General features: G+C 67.2%; 15 protein-coding genes. 11 read left to right on the forward strand and 4 right to left on the reverse strand.

What is annotated here, in order from left to right:
• Together VGV60_11260 and VGV60_11265 are read right to left on the reverse strand one after the other, a co-directional pair.
• Window positions 1-574: hypothetical protein (locus VGV60_11260; GenBank protein HEV8701838.1), on the reverse strand; the 574-nt coding region annotated here is incomplete at its 3' end.
• 515 nt (window positions 575-1,089) lie between these two features.
• Window positions 1,090-3,816, reverse strand: coding sequence for a PBP1A family penicillin-binding protein (locus tag VGV60_11265; protein ID HEV8701839.1), 2,727 nt, complete (start codon window positions 3,814-3,816; stop codon window positions 1,090-1,092).
• Between the two features lie 31 nt (window positions 3,817-3,847).
• Between VGV60_11265 and VGV60_11270 the strand changes: the two genes are divergently transcribed.
• Entirely contained in the window at window positions 3,848-4,591 is a 744-nt protein-coding gene (locus VGV60_11270; protein HEV8701840.1) for a TIGR04283 family arsenosugar biosynthesis glycosyltransferase, read from the forward strand.
• A gap of 82 nt (window positions 4,592-4,673) precedes the next feature.
• Entirely contained in the window at window positions 4,674-5,747 is a 1,074-nt protein-coding gene (locus tag VGV60_11275; protein ID HEV8701841.1) for a class I SAM-dependent methyltransferase, read from the forward strand.
• Between the two features lie 30 nt (window positions 5,748-5,777).
• On the opposite strand, the gene VGV60_11280 is transcribed toward VGV60_11275, so the two are convergent.
• On the reverse strand, window positions 5,778-6,455 hold the full coding sequence (locus tag VGV60_11280) for a phytanoyl-CoA dioxygenase family protein (protein ID HEV8701842.1): 678 nt from the start codon (window positions 6,453-6,455) through the stop codon (window positions 5,778-5,780).
• Complete coding sequence (locus VGV60_11285; GenBank protein ID HEV8701843.1) at window positions 6,452-7,372, reverse strand: hypothetical protein; 921 nt, start codon at window positions 7,370-7,372, stop codon at window positions 6,452-6,454. The genes VGV60_11280 and VGV60_11285 overlap by 4 nt, the downstream gene beginning before the upstream one ends.
• 103 nt (window positions 7,373-7,475) lie before the next feature.
• Between VGV60_11285 and uvrB the strand changes: the two genes are divergently transcribed.
• From uvrB to VGV60_11330, 9 genes are all read left to right on the forward strand, one after another.
• A complete protein-coding gene (gene uvrB, locus VGV60_11290; GenBank protein HEV8701844.1) occupies window positions 7,476-9,479 on the forward strand; it encodes an excinuclease ABC subunit UvrB in 2,004 nt (667 codons plus the stop codon).
• Between the two features lie 10 nt (window positions 9,480-9,489).
• Window positions 9,490-11,337 carry an excinuclease ABC subunit UvrC gene (uvrC, locus tag VGV60_11295; protein HEV8701845.1) on the forward strand — a complete coding sequence of 616 codons (1,848 nt, stop codon included), beginning with the start codon at window positions 9,490-9,492 and terminating at the stop codon, window positions 11,335-11,337.
• Between the two features lie 10 nt (window positions 11,338-11,347).
• Window positions 11,348-12,319, forward strand: a complete 972-nt coding sequence (locus VGV60_11300; GenBank protein HEV8701846.1) for an alpha/beta fold hydrolase — start codon at window positions 11,348-11,350, stop codon at window positions 12,317-12,319.
• Window positions 12,320-12,532: 213 nt separating this feature from the next.
• Window positions 12,533-13,450, forward strand: coding sequence for a hypothetical protein (locus VGV60_11305; protein HEV8701847.1), 918 nt, complete (start codon window positions 12,533-12,535; stop codon window positions 13,448-13,450).
• A 6-nt stretch (window positions 13,451-13,456) separates the two neighbouring features.
• Window positions 13,457-13,735 carry a PqqD family protein gene (locus tag VGV60_11310; GenBank protein HEV8701848.1) on the forward strand — a complete coding sequence of 93 codons (279 nt, stop codon included), beginning with the start codon at window positions 13,457-13,459 and terminating at the stop codon, window positions 13,733-13,735.
• Between the two features lies 1 nt (window position 13,736).
• Window positions 13,737-14,843 (forward strand): radical SAM protein, encoded by a 1,107-nt coding sequence (locus tag VGV60_11315; GenBank protein HEV8701849.1) that lies wholly within the window; start codon window positions 13,737-13,739, stop codon window positions 14,841-14,843.
• A gap of 63 nt (window positions 14,844-14,906) precedes the next feature.
• Window positions 14,907-19,220, forward strand: a complete 4,314-nt coding sequence (locus VGV60_11320) for a C25 family cysteine peptidase (protein ID HEV8701850.1) — start codon at window positions 14,907-14,909, stop codon at window positions 19,218-19,220.
• 102 nt (window positions 19,221-19,322) lie between these two features.
• Window positions 19,323-19,859, forward strand: a complete 537-nt coding sequence (locus VGV60_11325; protein ID HEV8701851.1) for a sigma-70 family RNA polymerase sigma factor — start codon at window positions 19,323-19,325, stop codon at window positions 19,857-19,859.
• A gap of 146 nt (window positions 19,860-20,005) precedes the next feature.
• Window positions 20,006-21,778 (forward strand): thrombospondin type 3 repeat-containing protein, encoded by a 1,773-nt coding sequence (locus tag VGV60_11330; protein HEV8701852.1) that lies wholly within the window; start codon window positions 20,006-20,008, stop codon window positions 21,776-21,778.
• Window positions 21,779-21,810: the final 32 nt, after the last annotated feature.

Below are 21,810 nucleotides of genomic sequence, written 5' to 3' on the forward strand. Positions count from 1 at the left end.
ACGAGGTCACCGTGGCTTCGCGCCCCTCGACGCAGCGGTACAGGTCGACGACTTCGTCGAAGGCCGCCAGGAGCGGCGCCGGGACGAGGATGCGGACGAGGGCGCGGTCGGAGAGATCGTCGAGGCCGTCATCGGGCGGGCCTTCGGTGTCCGCGGTCCGCTGCGTGTCGTCGCCGGCGCGAGCCTCGCCGTCGGCCGGCGAGTCGGACCCGGCGGCGCGCGACGCCCGGACCGCATCGCGCAGCGCCCGGATCGGGACGCGCCGCGCCAGGGCCACCCAGGCGGCCAGGGAATCGGCGGACGCGACCCGGGCGACGAGAAGGGCCGCCACGCGACCGATGGGTCGGCCGCCGTCGTCTCCGGTCAGGGCGTCGGCCAGAAGCGGGAGAGACCCGAGCGCACGGCCCAGCGAAGCGCAGTCCTTCACCCACCGGCCGGAGCGTCCGAATCGCTCACGGGCGTGATCCTCCACTCGGGCGAACCCGAAATCGGACCAGGCCTGCCTTTGCACGAATGCGGCCGCCGCACGGGCCAGGGGAATCGCGATGCGGTCGAGCCCGGCCCGCAGGGACAAAGCGAGGCCGTCTGCTTGGCGAAACGATGTCTCGACCGGGTAAGCGCTCGAGGCTGGCGCCGCCGGGATGTCAGCGGCCGGGTCGTTACCGGCCTGGGCGTGATAGATCGGGGCATCCTCCCTGCAGACGAAGCGATTCGGGGCTGTAACTCTCGCCGGTTGGGCGCACAAGAGATCGGCCCGTGGGCTATCGGCGCTTAGGAGGTCTGCGCGATCGACGTGTCGACGATCGGCGGGCGAGTAGAAAGTAGGATGCGATGCGCGCAGAGCGGCGGCGGAACGCATGGTGTAAATATAGCGCATACAATTCATATTGCAAGCGAAAAGTGAGAGATTTTTTGGAGCAACCGGAGACAGATGCGCGCGCCGAATGGGCGGCACGCGCGGCAGCGCGGAATGGGCCGAATGCGCCGTCGCAATCGTGTCGGGCGGGATCACGCCGAGCGCGATCACCCTGAAGACTTGTACGGGCCGAAGTGGCGGGAGGCTCCCGCCTTTACGGTGAGAAATCCGGGCTAATCGTACCGGATTGGAACGACCACGGCGGGACGACCGTCCACGCCGAAGTGCGTGGCGGCGCCATCGGGTGGGGGTGGAGTGCCCTTCGGGTCGGCGCCGCCGTTCTGGTCCAGGTTGTTCATCGCCTCCCGGCGCTCAGAGCGGGCGATGTCGAGGCGGACCTGCAGGTCTTTCCCGTCGTAGTGCACCATGATCTCCTTGCCGCCCGGCAGGACCTCGACCTCTCCCTGACCCTCGCTCGCCAGCTGCACCAGCGTGCTTCCGTCGAGGCCCAGCTCGAGGTTGGACGTGATGTCGAAGCGCTGCAGGAAGTAGGGGAGGGAGACGCGGAAGTGCTCGACCTCCGAGCAGGCCTTGGCGGGCTCCGTCCCCTCGACGAAGGCCTCGAGAAACGTCGCGGGGCAGGACGACTCGACGCTGGCGCGCAGCCCCGTGCTCCGGTCGATCGGGACGTACACGACGTTGGCCGGCTTCGCGAACGTCTCCGCCGGCTTCCCCTGGAGGGCCCCCTTCATGAAGTCGATCCAGATCGGCAGGGCGGCCCGCGCCCCGGTCTCCCCTTCGCCCAGCGACTTCTTCTGATCGAACCCGACCCAGACTCCGGCCACGAGCGACGGGCTGAAGCCGACGAACCAGGCGTCGGCCAGATCGTCGGTGGTGCCCGTCTTGCCGGCGACGGGCCGGTGCAGATCGCGCGCCGCCTGGGCGCCGGTGCCGCTCTCGGTGACTCCTTCGAGCAGGTAGGTCATCAGGTAGGCGATGTCGGCGCGCAGCACTTCGATCACCTTGGGCTTCGACTCCTCGCGCATCTTGCCGTCGCGGTCGGCCACGTAGCGGATGAAGTGCGGCTCGACGCGCACCCCCTGGTTCGGGAAGATCGAATAGGCGGTGGTCAGGTCGATGAGGGACACCTCCATCGTGCCGAGGGCCATCGAGGGGTAGGGGCGCAAGGGGCTCGTGATCCCCATCTTGCGCGCCGTCTCAATCGTCTTCGAATAGCCGATCTGATTCAGCAGCTTGACAGCCACGATGTTGCGCGATTCCTCCATGGCCTCGCGCAGGGTCGTCACGCCGTAGTACTTGCGGTAGTAGTTGTCGGGCTGATATTCATCCCCCGTTGCCGGGTCGACGAAGACCGTCGGCTCGTCGAAGATCGTCTCGGCGAGGGTGTGCCCGGCGTCGAGGGCGGTGGTGTAGACGAACGGTTTGAAGGCCGAGCCCGCCTGGCGGAAGGACTGCATCGATCGGTCGAACTGGCTGCGGTTGAAATCGTAGCCTCCGACCAGCGCCTTGATCTCGCCGGTTCCCGGGTCGAGGGCCAGGACGGCCCCTTCCGCCAGCGGTTCCTGGTCCAGCTTCACCTTCAGGGATTTCTTCGCCTCGTCGATCCCCAGGACCAGGAACGGGGCCACGTCACCGACCTTGATTACCTGGTTCGGGATCGTCTTCTTGGTCCAGTCGATCCCCTCCGGTCCGAAGCTCGCCGTGTAGGCGCCCAGCCGGACCGTCGCCGTCTTTCTGTTGACCTCGGTCACGACCCCGAAGCGCAACCGGCCTATGACGGGGGCCTTGCTCCACGATGCGTGCGTGAACGTCGCCAGGTCGCCGCCGTCCTTCAGGACGTTCTGCTTGATCGGCCGGAATCCCTGGCGCTTGTCGAGCTCGCGCAGCCCCTCGAAGACCGCCTGATTGGCGGCTTTCTGCATCGCGGGGTCGAGCGTCGTGTGCACTTCGAGCCCTTCCTCGTAGAGAGTCACCTCGCCGTATTTCGCGTCGAGATAGCGGCGCACCTCTTCGACGAAATAGGGGGCGATGTTCTCCTCCTCCGGCGCCTTGGCGACCTCGACGGGGGTGGCGATCGCCAGGTCGGCTTCCTCCTTCGGAATCTTCCCCTCCCGGGCCATCCGCCCGAGGACGTGGTCCCGGCGTGCCCGCGCCCGCTCGGGAGAGCGGAACGGCGAGTAGGCTTCCGGGCGCTGCACCAGGCCGGCCAGAAGGGCCGCTTCCGGCAGGTTCATCTCCTTGGCCGGCTTGCCGTAGTAATACTGCGAGGCCGCCTCGACGCCGTAGCGCCCGTGCCCCATGTACACCTGGTTGCAATAGAACGCGAGAATCTCCTGCTTGGTGAACGCCTTCTCGATCTGCAGCGCCAGGACCATCTCCTGGAGCTTGCGGCGCATCGTCTTTTCCGTCTTCAGAAAGAGCGAACGCGCCAGCTGCTGCGTCAGCGTGCTCCCCCCCTGCGCCTTCTTGAAGCGGACGATGTCCGTTATGATCGCCCGGGCGATGCCCCAGGGGTCGACGCCGACATGCTCGTAGAAGTTCGAGTCCTCGGTCGCCACCAGGGCGTCGATGAACGACTTGGAGATCTGGTCCAGGGGGACCACGATGCGCTTCTCGGCCCCGAACTGGAACAGCACCTGCCCGTCCGCCCCGTAGATGGTGGTGACGACCGGCGGTTTCCAGTCCTGCAGGTGCTTCACCTCGGGAATGTCGAACGTCAGGGCGTAGCCGACGACCGATCCCAGACCGACCGCGAGGACGATGGCGCCCAGCGCCAGGAGGGCGAGGTTTCTCGGTTTCCGCCAGAACGGCCGGCGCGGGGGTGGGGGCTCGGAGGGGGAACCGAATGACGGGCCGCCCGGTGGCGGTGCCACAGGAGGCGGCGAAGCGGGTGGCCGCACGCGTCCGAACGATTGGGAGTTGGGGGTGTCGGTCGTCAAGGGCCCTCGCGCCGCCGGAAGGGCGGCCCAAATGATTATACACGCGCCGGTTCCGGTCGTCCGCCTGTCGATGGTCATCCCGGCATTAAATGAGGCCGAAGCCCTGCCGGGCACGCTCCGGAGCCTCGAAAGGCAGGAGGCCGATCCGCCGTTTGAGGTCATCCTGGCGGACGGGGGGAGCCGGGACGGTACCATCCCCCTGTTCCAGGAGATGACCCGGGACTGGCCCCACGGCCAGCGGTCGGCGCAAGTCGTCGCCTGCCCGCGGCCGGGCCGGGGAGAGCAGATGAACGCCGGGGCAGGCGTGGCTAAAGGCGACGCGCTGGTCTTCCTGCACGCCGACACGCAGCTCGGTTCCGGCGCCACTCGGGCGATCCTCCGGGCGCTCTCCGACCCCGAAGTGATCGGGGGGGGCTTCAGGCATTCCTTTTCGGACGCGGGGCCCGTCCTGCGAGTCATCTCCCTGTACGCAACCGCCCGATCGCTTCTGCGGGGCATCCATTACGGCGACCAGGCGATCTTCGCGCGCCGATCTGTCTTCGAGGCGATCGGCGGGTTCACGCGCGAGCCGCTGTTCGAGGACCTCGAGCTTTCGCGGCGCCTGCGGAAGAGAGGCAGGGTGGTCACCCTGCCCATGGCGGTCTCGACCTCGGCGCGGCGCCTGCGCCAGGGGGGAATCGTGCGGACGGCCGCACGCTTTGCCTGGCTCAAGGTGCGTCACGCCTTCGGGGCCGACCCCTCTCGACTGAAGGCCCGCTATCCCGATGTCCGCTAGCGGGATTCCTTCGCCGTGGGGCCAGGCCTGCCCGCGGGCGGTTCTTCTGGTCCCCGACGGACTTCTCGTCCCGTGCGGAACCTTGAATGTTCTCCTGAAGAAGAGCGGACGCCTGGACCTGATCGTGAGAGGGTTTGCTCACGAGCCGTGGATCCGGGACGGCGCGCGCGTCACGATCGATGCCCGCCGCGCGCCGCGCGTCGGCGACCTGGCTCTCTGCGAGGTCGACCGATGGGGAGATATCCGCAGGCTCCTGGCGAGCGATCGGGAGGGCGGCTGGATCACCGGCCTGGACGCCGTTCCGGGAGCGCGGGGCCGGGTGGCGGCGGACCGTGTCCGGGGTGTCATCGCGGAAGGGTTCGGGGCGGGCAGGGGGTTGGGCCCGGCACTGGCGCTGGCCTATCCGCTCTGGTCGCGTGCTGCGGGGCTCCACTACTGGATTCGCAAGGCCCTCGAAGCGCCCGATTTCGGCACGGGAGCGGCGGCATCCGTCCAGGACAAGTACGCCTCCCAGGTCGACTCCTACTCGGACATGCTCCGATTCCCTCTGGGCGAGGAGCTGCAGGGGCTCCTCGAACGCACCTTTCCGGCCGGAGGCCTGGTTCTCGTGGCCGGGAGCGGGGCGGGCGGAGAGGTCATTCACCTGGCACGACTGGGATACCGCGTCAGCGGCTTTGATTTCCTTCCGGAAATGGTCCGCGCCTCGGTTCGCAACGTCCGTGACTCCGGCGTGAGCGCCGACCTCTTCGAAGCGGACATGGCCGAGCTGGATCGGAAGGGTGCGACGTTCGGGGGAATCTACGTGACCCCGCTGGTCTATTCGTTCGTGCGGGGCCGGGCGCGCCGGGTGCTGAGCCTCGAGCGCCTCGGTCGGCACCTCGACGAGGGAGGCTCGGTCGTCTTCAGCGCCCATCTCATGGCCTCCCCATCCCAGCTCCTGCAGGCCACGATGGCGTGGATCCGCCATGCAGGCCGACGCCGCAGCTACGAGTTCGGAGACTGGTTCACCTGGTTCCTGCGTCCGGACGGAACGATCGGCAAGTCTTACAGCCACATGTTCAGCCAGGCACGGGTCCACGCGGAGGTCCGGGAGGCCGGCTTCCGGTCCTGCCGGAAGGAGGGGGCGTGGTTCGTCGCCTCCGATTTTCGGCCATGAAGGCCGCGATCTCCACCGCCACCCGCCGGATCAGTCGTCGAGGGCGCGATAGGTCTGGTCCAGCAGGATGCGCGGCTCGTCGGCGAGATTCGGGGAGCCGCGGTGCAGGAGGTTCCCGTCCCGGAGCATCGCGTCCCCCCGGCGCATCAGGATCTTGACGGAGTGGACGCGCGGCAGCCGGTAGATGTAGTCCTGGACGCCGAAGTGGTGCAGGCGATGGGAACCCGGAATGACCTCCATCGGTCCGTTCGAATCGGTCACGTCCACGAGAGGCACGTTGAACGTCAGCCGGGTGGGCTTCACCGGCTCATGGCGATCGCCGGGACGATCGTTGGGAACGTCCGGGTGCCAGGCCATGGTGTCCGCGTCCTTGAACGGACATTCGGCCTTGGTGACGCCGTAGCGCCATTTTCCCAGCACCGCGTCCACCAGATCCTCGATGACCGGGTTGCGGCGGAACCGGTCGTCGTCGAGGGGCCCTTTCAGCTTCTCGACATACACCTTGATGTCGAAGCTCATCCGGTTTCGCCCGCGCAGCGACGAGGTGTCGCCGGCCTGGAGGCGGGCCAGCTCCCCCCGATAGATCGGCTGGAACTGCTCGTGCATGGACTCGATCAGGTCGATCGGCAGGAAGCCAGGAAAGATGACGAATCCGTTGAGGTGAAGCTCGTGGAGCCAGAGGTCCTTCTGTTCAGGGGGGGCGCTCAAGGGACGCCTCTGATGTCGGAGTCCACCGCCGGCCAGAAATTCTCATCCTTCCGGAAGTGCAGATAGCGCAGGCGGGCGCCGTCGACGCGGGAGCGCACGCGATCGATCAGATGGGAGTGCGAGGGAAGCTGGTCCACCACGAACGGCAGGTTGCCCAGCAGGTCCGCGAAGCAGCCGCCGTCGTCCGGCGCCAGGAACGTGCGCGCGTCCTTGCGCAGGCGGTAGAACCCGGCCACCGGAAAGGTGCCCACCAGCGGCGTCCCCCGGGTGTACGTTCCCCTGAACGGGCCGCCGGCCGCGACGATCCCCCCGGGACGCCCCAGGACCAGGGTCAGGTCGTCGCTGATCACCTCCCCCTCGCTGTTCATGGCGGACAGGGTCGACTTGCCGGCCCCCGATGGGCCGTAGAACAGGTAGCAGCGTCCGCCGCGCACGATGCTCGCGCCGTGCAGGAAAAAGCCCCCGATGTCGATGGCGAGCCAGGCGACGGCGCTCCTGAGAAAGTTCTCCAGCGCGCGCGGCGCCGGGTCGAGGTCGCCGGAGGCGAGGGCGATCGCTCCCTGGCGGTGCTTCACGTCGATCCAGGATGCGAGGCGGTACGAGACCGTCCGGAAGACGCCGCCGTCGAGGGCGGTGTGCATCCGGTAGACCTCCCAGCCCCGGGCGAACCCCGGGGGAACGAAGTACTCGATCGGCGCCTGGAGCGCGCGCACCCGCAGGGGGCGTCCCGCGCCGGTCGGAGCGGTCAAATAAGGCGCGTAGGCCACCGCCATCCGGTCGGCCAGCGGATCCGGCAGCCCCTCGAACTCCACGGCGACATCGGCGATCTCGACGCGGGCCGCGCGCGACCCGGCGGCGCGCGGCCAGGCGTCGAACGCCTCGACGGGGGGAGGGGATACGGCATCGCGTCGGATCACGTCGGTCTCCGGCAGGCGGATATCCTATCATTATGGTCGCCCGCCCCCCTTCGTGCAGCGCCCGTGGGCTCGTCCCGGGACGTGGGGGCCGGCATGAGGCCCCATGGCGACAGGACTCTTCAAGCTGGTCACGGAATTCCAGCCCAAGGGGGATCAGCCCGAGGCGATCCGGAAGCTGGTCGAGGGGCTGAGGGCCCCGCGCCAGCACCAGGTCCTGCTCGGAATCACCGGCAGCGGCAAGACCTTCACGATGGCCAAGGTGATCGAGGCGGTCGAGCGGCCGACCCTCATCCTGTCGCACAACAAGACCCTGGCGGCGCAGCTCTACCAGGAGTTCCGGCGCTTCTTTCCCGACAACGCCGTCGAGTACTTCGTGTCGTACTACGACTACTACCAGCCGGAGGCGTACGTCCCCCAGAGCGACACGTACATCGAAAAAGAGGCGACGATCAACGACGAGATCGACCGGATGCGGCACTCGGCGACCCGGTCCCTGTTCGAGCGCCGCGACGTCGTCATCGTCGCCTCGGTGTCGTGCATCTACGGTCTCGGCTCGCCCGAGGCCTACCACGGCATGATGCTCCTGCTCGAGCCGGGGATGGAGATCGACCGGGACGCGATGCTCCGCAAGCTGGTCGAGATCCAGTACGAGCGGACGACGTTCGACCTCGAGCGCGGCACGTTCCGGGTACGCGGGGACGTCGTCGAGATCTTCCCGTCCTATGACGACGTCGCCGTCCGGGTGGAGATGTTCGGCGACTCCATCGAGACGATCGCCGTGATCGACCCGTTCCGCGGCGCCGTCTTGAAGAAGCTGCAGCGCATCCCGATCTACCCGAACTCGCACTACGTCACGCCGCGCGATCGGCTGCTCCAGGCGGTGGACAGCATCAAGATCGAGTTGCAGGAGAGGCTGGCCGTTCTCGAGAAGGAGGGAAAGCTCCTCGAAGCGCAGCGCCTGCACCAGCGCACCATGTTCGACCTGGAGATGATCAAGGAGGTCGGCTACTGCACCGGCATCGAGAACTACTCGCGCCACCTGACCGGGCGGAGGCCGGGGGAGGCGCCGCCGAACCTGCTCGACTACCTGCCCAAGGATCATCTGATGATCATCGACGAGAGCCACGTCAGCGTGCCGCAGCTGGGGGGGATGTACTGGGGGGACCGTTCGCGCAAGGAGACGCTGGTCGAGTACGGCTTCCGCCTGCCGTCGGCGCTCGACAACCGCCCGCTGCGCTTCGAGGAGTTCGAGGAGCGGGTCGGCCAGCGGGTCTACGTCTCGGCGACGCCGGGGCCGTACGAGCTGGAGAAGGCGAAGGGGGAGGTGGTCGAGCAGATCATCCGCCCGACCGGTCTGATCGATCCCGAGATCGAGGTGCGGCCGGTCGGCCGACAGGTCGACGACCTGCTGCATGAGGTGCGCCGGCGCGTCGCGGCGGGGGACCGGGTCCTGGTGACCACCCTCACCAAGCGCATGGCCGAGGAGCTGACGCGCTACTACGCCGACCTGGGGGTCCGCGTCGAGTACCTGCACTCGGACATCGACACGCTGCAGCGTGTGCACATCCTGAGAAATTTGCGCAAGGGGGACTTCGACGTCCTGGTCGGCGTGAATCTGCTGCGCGAGGGGCTCGACCTGCCGGAGGTGTCGCTGGTCGCCATCCTGGACGCCGACAAGGAGGGGTTCCTGCGGTCGGCCGGCTCCCTCATCCAGACCTGCGGCCGCGCCGCCCGGAACGTGCGGGGGAAGGTCCTGATGTACGCCGACGTCATCACACAGTCGATGCGCGCCGCGATCGACGAGACCAACCGGCGCCGCGCCCTGCAGGAGGAGTACAACAGGAAAAACGGCATCACCCCCGAGTCAATCGTCAAGGCGATCGACGAGGTGCTCGGCAGCGTCTACGAGGCCGACTACTTCCGCGTGCCTCTCCAGGAGGAGAAGGGGGACGAGACGGCCCGTCGCCCCGAAGAGATCGAGACGGAGATCGCCCACCTGCAGGCCAAGATGCGCCTCGCCGCCGACAAGATGCGCTACGAGGAGGCGGCGGCCCTGCGCGACCGCGTCCGCTATCTCAAGAAGATCCTCGTCGTGGCGAACGCCTGAGGCCGGGCGCATGGACCCGCAGACGCCCGCACGCCAGAAACTGGACGACCTGCCGGATGCCCCGGGGGTCTACCTGTACCGCGACCGGCGGGGGAGGGTGGTCTACGTCGGCAAGGCCCTGTCGCTCAAGAGCCGCGTCCGTTCCTATTTCCAGGCCGCCTCGGCCGGGCAGGCGCCGAAGACCGACGCGCTCCTCGACGAGATCCACGATCTCGAGTACATCGTCACGCGCACAGAGGTCGAGGCGCTCATCCTCGAGAACAACCTCATCAAGAAGGAGCGCCCGCGCTTCAACATCAGGCTGCGGGACGACAAGAATTTTCCCTATCTCAAGATGACCACCGCCGAGCGCTTCCCGCGCGTCGTCCTGGTGCGCCGGGCGCGGCTGGACGGCAACGCCTATTTCGGGCCGTACGTGCCGGCCTCGACGGCGCGGCGCTCGATCCAGATGGTCGCCCGCCACTTCAAGGTCGCCACCTGCTACCTGGAGGACATGGACGGGACCCGCCCCCGCCCCTGCCTGCTGTTCCAGCTGAACCAGTGCCTGGGACCGTGCGCCGGCCTGGTCCAAGACGACGACTACCGCCAGGCGGTGCAGGACGCGCGCCTGTTCCTGGAGGGCCGCAACAAAGATTTGCTCAGGAGCCTTAAGGAAAGAATGCTCGCGGCCTCGGGCGAGGAAAACTTCGAGGCCGCGGCGCACTACCGGGACCTGGCGAAGAGCCTCGAGACCTCCTCCGAGAAGCAGCGGATCGCCTCGGTCGGGCTCGAGGAGGAGGACTACGTCGCCTTCCACCGCGAGAACGACCTGGCGTCGGTGCAGATCTTCCAGATGCGGGAGGGACACGTGCAGGCGCGCCGCGAGTTCTCGTTCGAGGGGATCCGCGAGGACGACGCCGAGTTCCTGGCCACCTGCCTGGCCCGTTATTTCGAGAGCGTGGACTACATCCCGAAGACCATCTGCGTGCCGCTCGAGCCGGCCTCGAAGCCGGTGCTGGAGGAATGGCTCTCGGCGCGGAAGGGATCGAGGGTGGCCATCCTGGCGCCGCAGCGCGGCCCGCGACGGCACCTGCTCGAGACGGCGGCGCGCAACGCGAAGATCTCCTTCGAGGCGATGTTCCGCGCGCCGCACACGTACGGCGTCGAGATCCTCGAGGGGCTCCAGGAGGCGCTCGGCCTGGACGAGCCGCCGCACCGCATCGAGTGTTTCGACATCTCGCACGTCCAGGGGACCGACCAGGTAGCGTCCCTGGTGGTCTGGGAGGCCGGGCGGCCGAAGCGCTCGGACTGCCGCCGCTTCAAGGTGAAGACCGTGGAGGGAAGCGACGACTTCGCCGCCATGGCCGAGGTCGTCGGCCGCCGCTACGCCCGCCTCCTGGCGGAAGGGAAGGACCTGCCCGACCTGGTCCTGATCGACGGCGGCAAGGGACAGCTCTCGTCGGCCGCGTCGGTCCTGGAGCGGCTGGGCGTCGGGCACCTTCCGGTCGCCGCGATCGCCAAGCGCGAAGAGGAAATCTTCCTCGACGGGCGGAGCGAGTCGGTGCGCTTGCCGCACGACTCCCCGATCCTGCACCTCGTTCAGCGGATCCGGGACGAGGCCCACCGCTTCGCCGTCACCTATCATCGCCGGGTGCGCTCCAGGCGGACCCTGGCCACCGAGCTGACCGGCATCGACGGGGTCGGCCCGCGGCGCGCCCGGCTCCTCCTGCGACGCTTCGGATCGGTGCAGGGCGTGCGGGAGGCGCCGCTCGAGTCGATCGCCGAGGCCGTGGGCAGAAGCCTCGCCGAGAGGATCAAGTCTCATCTGGACGGCGCCCCTGCGAAGTCTCCTGACGCCCGTGAGCGGCCTATGTTATAGTCCCGCCCCGATGGCGAAGAACGGCCCGTCGTTCTTGTCTTCGGCACCCGGCCAGATTCTCATCCTGTTGTTCATCGTGGTCGCCGTCTGGGCCGGCGGGGCCGGGTTCTTTCTCTACAAAGTGACCCACCCCGCGCGCCAGACGACGCCGATCGACCCGGCCGATCTCCTGCTGCGGACGGAGGACGTCACCTTCCGCACCTCCGATGGCATCGTGCTGTCCGGCTGGCTGGTCAAGGGGGTGCCGAAGGCCCCGGTCATCATCCTTTGTCACGACCTGGGAGGTTCGCGGTCGAGCCTGCTCGGCTCGGCGGTCTCCCTGAACCGGTCCGGATACCCGCTCCTGGTGTTCGATTTCCGCGGTCACGGCGCCTCGACCGGATCGGGCGCAACCCTGGGGATCGACGAGACCAGGGATATCCAGGCGGCTGTCGACTTCCTGAAGACACGCTCGGACATCGACAGCAGCCGGATCGGGCTGTGGGGCATCGGCATGGGGGCGTATGCGGGGGCACGGGCGGCGCTCGACAACCCCGCGATCGTGGCCCTCGCGCTCGATTCGATCTACCCGGACGTGGCCACCCAGGTCGACCGATTGGGGCGCGCCAGCGTCCCTCCGGCGCTCCATTTCGTGATGCCGGCGCTGAGGGCCGCCTGCAGGCCTCTTCTTTCCCTGCGCCCGTCCGGGGCGACGCTCGAGGGGGCGCTCAACCGGCTGGCGGATCGGGACATTCTCCTGATCGCCGCGGCCGATCCCCCCGATCGCTTCAGCGAGCAGAAGACGCTCTACGAGGCGATACCGGAGGGGCCGCAGGGGGGCAAGAACTTCCTGCAGCTGAAGGCCTCCGTGGTGACGGGGCTGTACGCCGAAGACAAGAAGACCTACGACGACGCCATCGTCCGATTCTTCTCGACCAACCTTCCGAAATCCTCCGGGGTGAAGGTCCCGGCGGGGAAGCCGATCCAGGTCCTGGAGCGCTGATCCCCGGGGCCCTCCTCGGACACACTCCTGGCCGGACGATTACGGGATCGGCATGCCCAGGCGAGAGAAGTGCCACCCTGTGTGCCTTTTTACACGCAGAATGATTTGGACAGGAGGGGGGGATCGGAGTATATTTCGCCCGACCTAGAAGCCATCTGCATCGATCGGGTCGGCGCCAACCTGGGGGTTCGCGACCACGTGATGTCATCTGGTGTGGAAATCAGCCCCGCACTCGTACGGGGCGAGTTCCGGCCGGACGAGGGGTACTTTACCTTGCCCGCGGAGACCTTCGGGCCCCGGTCCGTCAGCCTGTCCATCGGCCCGATCGTCATCGGGATCGAGGGCCTGTCCGGGCATCAGGCGGAGGCGCTCGGCTCCCGGTACCGTCCTTTCGTGGTCCTGGAGGCGGGGGACCCGGATGTCCGCGTCTCGCTGCGGAAGGCGGGAGTCGACCGGTTCCTGGAGTTCCGCGGAGGCCCCGGCGGAGAGACCTACCGGCTCGAGAGCCGCCTGAGCGGCCCGAGGCTGACGCTCTGGTCGTACGAGTTCGCCGGCTTCATCGAGGCGACCGCCCATCGTGCCGAGCTGGCGCTCACCCGCGACGACGGGGCGCTGTTCGACCGCGGACTGGAGAACTTCCTGCGGGTCGTGACGGCGTCGTTCATCCTCGAGCGGGACGGTTTCCTGCTGCACGCCGCCGGCGTCGTGCGCGGGGGAAAGGCCTATGTCTTCTTCGGGCCCTCGGGGAGCGGCAAGACCACGGTGACGGACCTGTCGCCGGACGACGTGGTCCTGAGCGACGACCTGACGCTTCTGATCCGGACCGGCGGGGGATACGAAGCGGCCGGGATCCCGTTCGGCCTGGCGCACCATCGGATGCCGGAGACGCGCGCGTCGTTCCCGGTGGCGTCGTTGAACCGGCTGGTGCAGAGCGCCGAGGTGCGTCGCGAGATGCTGCCGGGCGCGCGGGCCGTCGCGGAGGTGGCCGGCAGCCTCCCCTTCGTCATGCAGGAGACGCGGCAGGCGGCGCGGGCGGTCGACGTGGTGGCACGGGCGCTCGAGGCGCTGCCTGTCTGGCGGCTGCACTTCCGCAAGGACGGCGATTTCTGGAACGTCGTCGAGGAGCCGTAGGGGACCATGGATCAGGGGGCCGTTCTGACGAGGAACCCGAGCGCGGCGTATCGCGTCTACGACGGCCAGGCGACCGTCGTCATGCCGGACCGGGCCGAGGTGAAGGTGATCAATGCGATCGGCAGCGTCATCTGGGATAAGATCGACGGCAGGCGGACGGTGGGCCAGATCGTCGAGTCGGCCCTGGAAACGGTCCTCGAAGGCTACGACGTGGCCCCGGACGTGGCGCGCCGGGACATCCTGACGTTTCTCGGCGATCTGCGGGAACACGGAATGGTGAGCTGAGATGGCGAACGCGCTGCAGGAGATCACGATCCGCAACTGGAATCGCGCCGTGCCGATGTCGGCGCTGTTCGAGCTGACCTTCGTGTGCAACCACGCCTGCTCCTTCTGCTACAACTGCCCGACCGGCCAGAAGGAGATGACCACCCGGGAGGTCTTCGACGCCCTGCAGAAACTGGCCGACTTCAACATCCTCTACCTGACGCTGACGGGGGGCGAGCCCCTGGTGCGCAAGGACTTCTTCGAGATCGCCGCGCGGGCGCGCGAGCTCGGCTTCGCGCTGCGCATCTACACCAACGCCTACCTGATCGACGAGGCGATGGCGAAGAGGATCAAGGACGTCGCCAACCCGATCGAGATGGAGATCAGCATCCACGGCGCGAAGCCCGAGACGCACGACAAGCTGACCTGCGTCCCCGGGTCGCTGCAGCGCGTGGTCAACGCGGTGAAGCACCTGCGCGCTCAGGGGATCAAGGTGAACCTCAAATGCCCGATCACCCGGGACAACCAGGCCGAGGTGCTCGACCTGCACCGGCTGGCCCGGGAGCTGGGGGTGGTCATCATCTTCGACCCGGTGATCACGCCGCGCGACGACGGCGACAAGGACCCGCTCTCCCTCATGGCCAGCGACGAGTTCCTGAAGTCCTACTGGTCGGATCCCGCCTACGCGGCGGCGCGCATGGAGCCGGTGCCGTCCCCGCGCTCGGATGCGCCGGGCGAGGCGGTGTGCGGCACGGGCCGATCGTCGTTCGCCATCGATCCGTACGGCAGCATCTATCCCTGCGTGCAGTGGCGCCGCAAGGTGGCCAACATAAAAGACGTCGCGTCCCTCAAGGAGATCTGGCACACGTCGCCGGTCCTGATGGAGGTGCGCCAGACCGCGGTGGAGATGGCCGACAAGCTCCGGGACATGCATCACGAAGGACAGTCCGGCGGCTTCTGCAATTTCTGCCTGGGAGTGGCGGATCTTCAAGCCGGCGACCCGAAGGCCTACTACCCGCAGGCCGCCAAGAACGCCGAATACAGGAAGCAGGCCTACGAAGCCTGGAAAGAGAAGACGGGAGAAACGCTCGAGGATGCCGGGGGAATCCTCAGCAAGTGCAGCATGTGAGAGGCTCCACATCACGCTGCGCCTCCCAGAAGAGGTGATCGCCGGGTCCCGACCCGGCGGGCCATGCGCTCGTCACATATCCTCCGAATCCTCATCATCGGCGCCCTGAGCGCCCTCGTCATGGCTCCGGGCAGCGGCGCCCCATCGCTGCACCAGGGGAGCGCCCATCTGCGCCTGAAGGCGGGGCAACCGGTCCTGGAGCCGGCCGACCAGGGCCGCCGCGTCGTGCCGCGGCTGCCCGGATTCGGAACGGCGAGCCTCCCCGGTCAGCCGATGCTGCCGATCAAGGTCCTGATGGTGGCGATCCCCGAAGGGAGCGTCCCGGAGCTGAGGGTCCTGTCGGCCCCGTCGGAGCTGCTCGGCGCCCTGGACGTCGCCCCGGCGCCGCGCGTCCGGGTGCCGGAGCGGCTGGAGCGGCCGCGTGGCGTCGGCCGGAAGGACCGCGGCCAGGGACACGACAGAAACGATGCGGCCCTGCAGGACTACGAGGACGACTTCACGGCCGACGCGGAGGTCGACGGGCGGGACGAGGACTTCCCCGCCGCGGTGGTCCGGCTGGGAAGCATCGGATACCTGCGGGAGCAGCGCTACGTGGAGGTCCTCTTCTCGCCGGTCCTCTACAACCCCGTGCGGGGCCAGGCCCGGCTGGTGCGCGAGTTGGAGGCGGACGTGGTCTTCGACCTGCCGGACGGTTCCGTCCCATCCGGCGGCGGGCCCTTCGAGCCCGATCCGCTGTTCGAGAACACCTACCGCGACAGCCTGGTGAACTACGAGCAGGGGAAGCTGTACCGCGTCCGGCGCGGTGAAGCGGCCCCGGACGCGACGGCAGCCCCGGACACCACGGCGGCGTCGACCGCCGGGACGATCGAATCGGCGCCGGCGGCGGCGACGGGGGCCGTGCGCTACAAATTGTCGGTGTCACGGCCGGGAATCTACCGGCTCAGCCAATCCTACTTGATGCTCCACGCCCCGGAGATGGTCACGGCCAACCCGAAAGGGCTGATGCTGAGCGCCGAAGGGGTCGAGGTGCCGATCCTGATCCGCGACGCCTTCGGCAATCCAGGTGAGGCGGACAACAGCTTCGACGCGGGAGACGTGCTCGAGTTCTACGGTCAGCCGAAGCGGGAGCTCGCCGCCCTCCCGAACCTCCCGACCATCTTCCAGGCGAACGATTTCACCGACACCCAGGTCTACTGGCTGGAGGCGAAGGACCCCGCCGAACCCCGCAGGCGGATTCCCTCGGTGAGCGGCGCGCCGACCACCCAGAGCCCTCCGATCGCGCCCCACTTCGAGGACCAGGCGGTGTGGGACGAGAACAACCTCTACCTGCCGCTCGAGGACAACGACCCGTTCTTCTCGGTGCCCTCCCTCCTCGCCGGAAGCACGCAGGCGACCCGCGACATCAGCATCCCGCTTCCCGGGATGGCGGCGGTCCCGGCGACCGCGACCCTGACGTTCCGGGTGCGTGGCGGATCCGACGTCTCCACCGTCAGTCTCGATCACCGCACGCGCGTCTGGGTGAACAACGACACGGGAGGAGGGAAGGACGACATCTGGGGGGACGGAGAGACCATCCTGTCGGACAGGTTAGACGAGGCGCAGTCGGTCCTGACCAACCCGACGACGGTCCACTTCAGCGCGCCCGGACAGGCCGGCGTCACACTCGACAAGCAGTACCTCGACAGCGTGACGATCCGCTACCGGCGCACCTTCGCGTCGACCGGGGACGTGCTCCCGTTCTCCTACCCGAACCAGGCGACGCGGTTCCAGGTGTCCGGATTCAGCGGTTCAACCGCGACGATTTTCGAGGTCTCGCGCACGCTCACGGGCAGCCTCGAGGCCGACCCCTCCCGGATCACCGAGGCGCAGGCCGGCGGGGCGCCGACGACGCTGACCTTCGACGTGCCGCTCGACACGTCCTCCGGCGCCCCGGCGACGCGGTCCTTCATCGTGGCGGGTCCGGCGGGAGGACGGCTGCCCGACGGCATCGCGCGCGCCGCCGATCCGGTCCTCACGAACCCGGCGAACGCCGCCGACATCGTGGTGATCGCCGCGCGCAGCACCATCGACGATGCCCAGGGCGGCGCGCTCGACAACCTGCTCGCGTACAGGTTCCAGAGCCAGGGGCTCACCTCGAAGATCGTCTACGTCGACCAGATCTACGACGAGTTCGCGTTCGGTCTCAGGAGCGTCACGAGCATCCGCGCCTTCCTGTCCTACGCCTTCGATAACTGGAGGGGGCCGGGCGGCACGGCGCGGCCGCCGTCGTTCGTTCTCATCGTGGGGGACGCCACCCCCGATTACAAGGACACGCTGCAGGACGCTGACTGGGTCGATCAGGTTCCGACGATGATGCTGTTCCAGAAGAACTCCATCCTGGGCTACTACAGCAGCGACAACTGGCTGGCCTCGTTCCGCGGCGCCGATCAGATCGCCGACATCTACCTCGGGCGGATCAGCACCAGGACGCCCCAGGCCGCGGCCGAGGTCTTCGACAAGATCAGGACGTACGAACAGTCGCCGCCGGCCGGTACGTGGAAAGGGCGCGCCGTGCTCCTGGCCGGGGACGGCAAGGACTCGCTCGAGACCGCGGATTTCGAAGCGGTGCAGGACAACCTGACGTCCGCCGATTTCTCGACCGCGCCGTACAGCGTTCCTTCCCCGCCGCTCTACCTCGCCCGTTCGCCCTGGAACCTGAACGCCGCGGCATTCAAGAACGCGCTCGTGAACGAGCTTCAGTCGGGGGCGGCGGTCCTGTCGTATGTCGGACACGGATCGTTCGAGACCTGGGGGGGAAAGCCGCAGACGACTTTCTTCACGACGCAGGATGCCCATGACCTGACCAATGGCGCGCCGATCCCCTTCATGTTGAACATCAACTGCCTGGCCGGCGGCTTTCACTACCTGAGCGCGGTGGGGGCGATCGGGGAGGCGATGACCAACAACGCCAACGGCGGCGCCATCGCGACGCTCGCCCCCTCGGGCCTGTCGAACACGTTCGTGGGAGATGTCGCGACGCCGACCCTGTTCAGATCCCTGTTGGGAATCGGACGTGACCGGCTGCTCTCGGCGGGGGCGATGGCGTTGAGGACATCCCTGTGGAGCCAGAATCTGATCGTCGACTCGCAGTCTTACACATTCCTCGGCGACCCGGCGACTCTCATCGCCACCCCGGCGCCCACGGCGCCCTCTGGCCTGTCCGCCTCCGCGGGCAACGGAGAGGTGGCGCTGGACTGGACGGCTGCCCCGGGGCCGGTGGCAGGCTACCGCATCCTGCGGGCCACCGCGGCGGGCGGACCATACTCCACGGTCGCTTGTGATCCGGTGACGACGACCTCATGCGTTGATCGCACGGTGATCAATGCCACGACCTACTACTACTACGCCGTCTCGCTCGACTCGGAAGGATTCTGGGGGGGAGCCTCCAACGACAACAGCGACTGCGACGCCGGTCCGGAATGCGTCCTGGCCCGGCCGATCAATCCAAACCCTCCCGCTGTCCCGACCGGCCTGGCGGCCGTTGATGCAGGCACGGGCGGAACACTCCTCTTGTCGTGGCGGGCGAACAGCGAGAGTGACCTCAAGAGTTATCGTATTTTCTATGGCACGACCGAGGGGCAGTACCCCACGCAACTGACGTTCGGGCCGGCGGTGACCTCCTCGCTGCTGGTCGGATTGCAGGACGGCATCCGCTACGTCTTTGTCATCAGCGCCACGAACACGTCGGGGCAGGAGAGTACACAGTCGACGCCGGTCTTCGGAGTTCCGCACACGATCCAGGGGATCGCCCCGCCCAGCTCCATCACCGACCTGAAGGTAACCCGTTCCGGCCAGGATCTGGTCTTGACCTGGAGCCAGCCGACCCTCGACATCTACGGCAGGGCCACGACCGTGGCGCGTTACGATATCTATGCTGCGCCCACTCCAAACGCTGTAAAATCGGCCATCAATCGGATCGGCACCCTTATGGGAGCGACGAGTACGACGTTCACGCACACGGGTGCGGCCATCTCGCCGGGCAACAAGTTCTATGTCGTGACGGCGACCGACACGAACGGGTTCGAGTCGGGGGCCGGACGCGAGCTGCCGAACGGCATCAACCCGCTCCAGATTTCGCTGGTCAGCGCCAGCCCGCTGGTCGTCCGGCTCACTTGGCCGGCCATCACGACCGACCTCCTCGGCAACCCGACCCTCATCCACCACTACCAGATCCACCGGTCCGCCACCCCTGCTGCAAGGGCCTCGCTCAATTCCTCGACGATTTTCCGCGACAACGTCCAGGTTCTTTCGGTAGATTTGGATCTGACGGGATTGAGCGATCCGTCCTATTTTAGCGTGATCGCCGTGGACAACCAGGGAAACCTCAGTCCCTTCTAGGAGTTCCGTTCCTTCATGGACGTTACGAGGCCGCGCAGCATGAGCGAGGTAGGGGTCCCGTCCGGTTCGGCGCGGGGGGAGCCGGGCGAGGTCACCGCCCTGGTGGTGCGCGCCAAGGCGGGTGACGCCGACGCGTTCGCCGGACTGATGCATCTGTATGAGCGCCGGATCATCGGCATCGGGATCCAGATGGGACTGTCTCGCGAGGACGCACTCGACGCCTGTCAGGACTCCTTCGTCAAAGTCTTTCGCTACATCGGACGGTTTCGCTCCGGGGAGTCATTCTTTAAGTGGCTCTACCGCATCGCCATCAATACAATTTATGACCATTTGCGCATCAACCGGCCGGCGGAAATCGTCTCGCTCGAGGAGGTCGTGCGGGACGGAAGGCAGGAGATCGCCGATGGCGCCGAGCCGATGGCCACACGGCTGGAGAACGCGGACCTGGTGAACAAGCTTGTCGCCGAAATCGGATGCCTGACGCGCCAGGAGAGGATCGTCTTTGTTCTCAGGGACCTGCATGCCATGCCGACAGATGAAATCGGCAGAGTGCTCAGCCTGTCCCAGGTTACGATCAGGCGCCACTGCATGTCGGCTCGCGGAAAACTGCGGGATCGCCTCTTTCCGCGAAAGCCTTGATGAACCGGCCTCCAGGGGCAAGGTGAACGGGATTTTGGACTTGACATCACGGGGATTCGAGGTATGTAGAGGCCAGGGGCGAGATCTCGGTTGATCTGTGCCCGTTGCCATCAATCAACGCTTCCATTTCGACATGGGGGAATTCGGTGAAGACCCTTCTCAAATCCCTGGTGGGTGTTGGAGCGGTCGCGTTCCTTGTGCTGCTCACGCCGGCAGCCTACGCGCAGTGCACCTTCAGCCTTCCTGCGATCCACTACCTCGACACCACCTGGACGGGGCTGCCCGAGGCGAACATTTCCAGCCGGTTCTTTATTCTTACCAATCCGGCCATCAACAACGGCACGTCGGCGTTCTTGTGCGCCTCCTCCGACCAATTCGTGTCCGGCGGGTTCTGCCAGAGCAGCGCCGGCCTTCCGGACGACGGCATCGTCACCGCCAACGGCAACTTCGCCGGAGAGGGCGTCGTTGGCTGTCCGAACGTGGCGATTGATGGCGACTCCCCGGTTGTGGCGTTCGTAACGGCGATCGCCTCGGAAGGGACGCCCATGCACGAGGGTCGCTACGTGCTGGTCAGCGTCGGATTCAGCTTCAACTTCCAGGCCTATGTCTTCGATCTGGCGAATCCGATCGGTCCGAACGGCCTGCCGATTAACCTGGGCAGCTCGCGCATCCCGTCGCCGCGCATCCTCTCTTCGGTCCCGGGCTCCTCGACGGCGAGCGTCAACATTCAATGGGACAGGGCCAACACACGGGACGACTGCCTTCTCAACCTGGCCGGGACCTGTCCTTCGGGGGGAACCCGTTCCATCCTCGAGGGTTATGCCGTCTACTCCCAGGTGTCTTCCTGCAGTGCTCCGCCGACTTCGAGCGTCGTAACCAACGGCTGGACCGAGGTGGCCCGGTACGGAGCGTCGGCGACTTCCGCCACAGTCACGGTTCCCTTCGATCCCAGCGGCGCCAACTGCACCTACCTGGCGATGGGTCTCTTGGTCGGAGGAGCCCCGGGTAGGGCGGTCTCGACCCACACCACGCTCGGCATACTCGACACGGACGGCGACGGCGTGGCGGACTCCTTCGATAACTGCCCGTTCGTCGTGAACGCGAACCAGGCCGACACCGACCTGGGAGGGCCGGACGGCGTCGGCGACGCCTGCGACAATTGTCCGGGGCTGCAGAATCCTTCCCAGATCGATGCCGACAACGACACCAAGGGGGATGTCTGCGACAATTGTCCGAGCACCGCCAACGCGAACCAGGCGAATGCGGACGGCGACAGCCGCGGCGACGTGTGCGACAACTGCATCGCGGTCCCCAACGATTCCCAGACGGACAACGACGCCGACGGCCGCGGCAATGCCTGCGACAACTGTCCGGATGCCGCCAATCCCAGCCAGGCCGACGGTGACGCGGACCTGGTGGGGGACATCTGCGACAACTGTCCGGCCGCGCCGAACGCCAACCAGGCCGACACGGACGGTGACCGGCTCGGGAACCTGTGCGACAACTGCCCGACCGTTCCAAATCCGACGCAGGTGGACCAGGACTTCGACCGGGTGGGGGACGCGTGCGACAACTGCCCGACCATCCCGAACGCCGACCAGAACCCGGCGGTCTGCGAGCAGCGGGCTGAGCAGATCTTCATCAGCTTCAGCAGCCCGCTGGGGAAGGGATCCGGCACGGTCTTCTGGGTGACCTCGACAGAGGTGGACATCATCGGATTCAACGTCGTGAAGATCGACTCCAAGGGGACGAGGACCCAGCAGAACGTGGGCCCGATCCGCTGCGAGGAGTGCGTCACGGGTGTCGGCCACTCGTACAGCTTCATCATCCCGAAGCACAAGAGCGGTACCAACATCTACATCGAGATGCTGCGGCTCAACGGGACCGTGCAGGTCTTCGGGCCGGCCGTCCGGCAATAGCAGACTCGAGAGTCAAGCGTTTTCGACCCCGG

Source organism: Candidatus Polarisedimenticolia bacterium, from assembly GCA_036001465.1.
Taxonomy (GTDB): Bacteria; Acidobacteriota; Polarisedimenticolia; order Gp22-AA2; family Gp22-AA2; genus Gp22-AA3.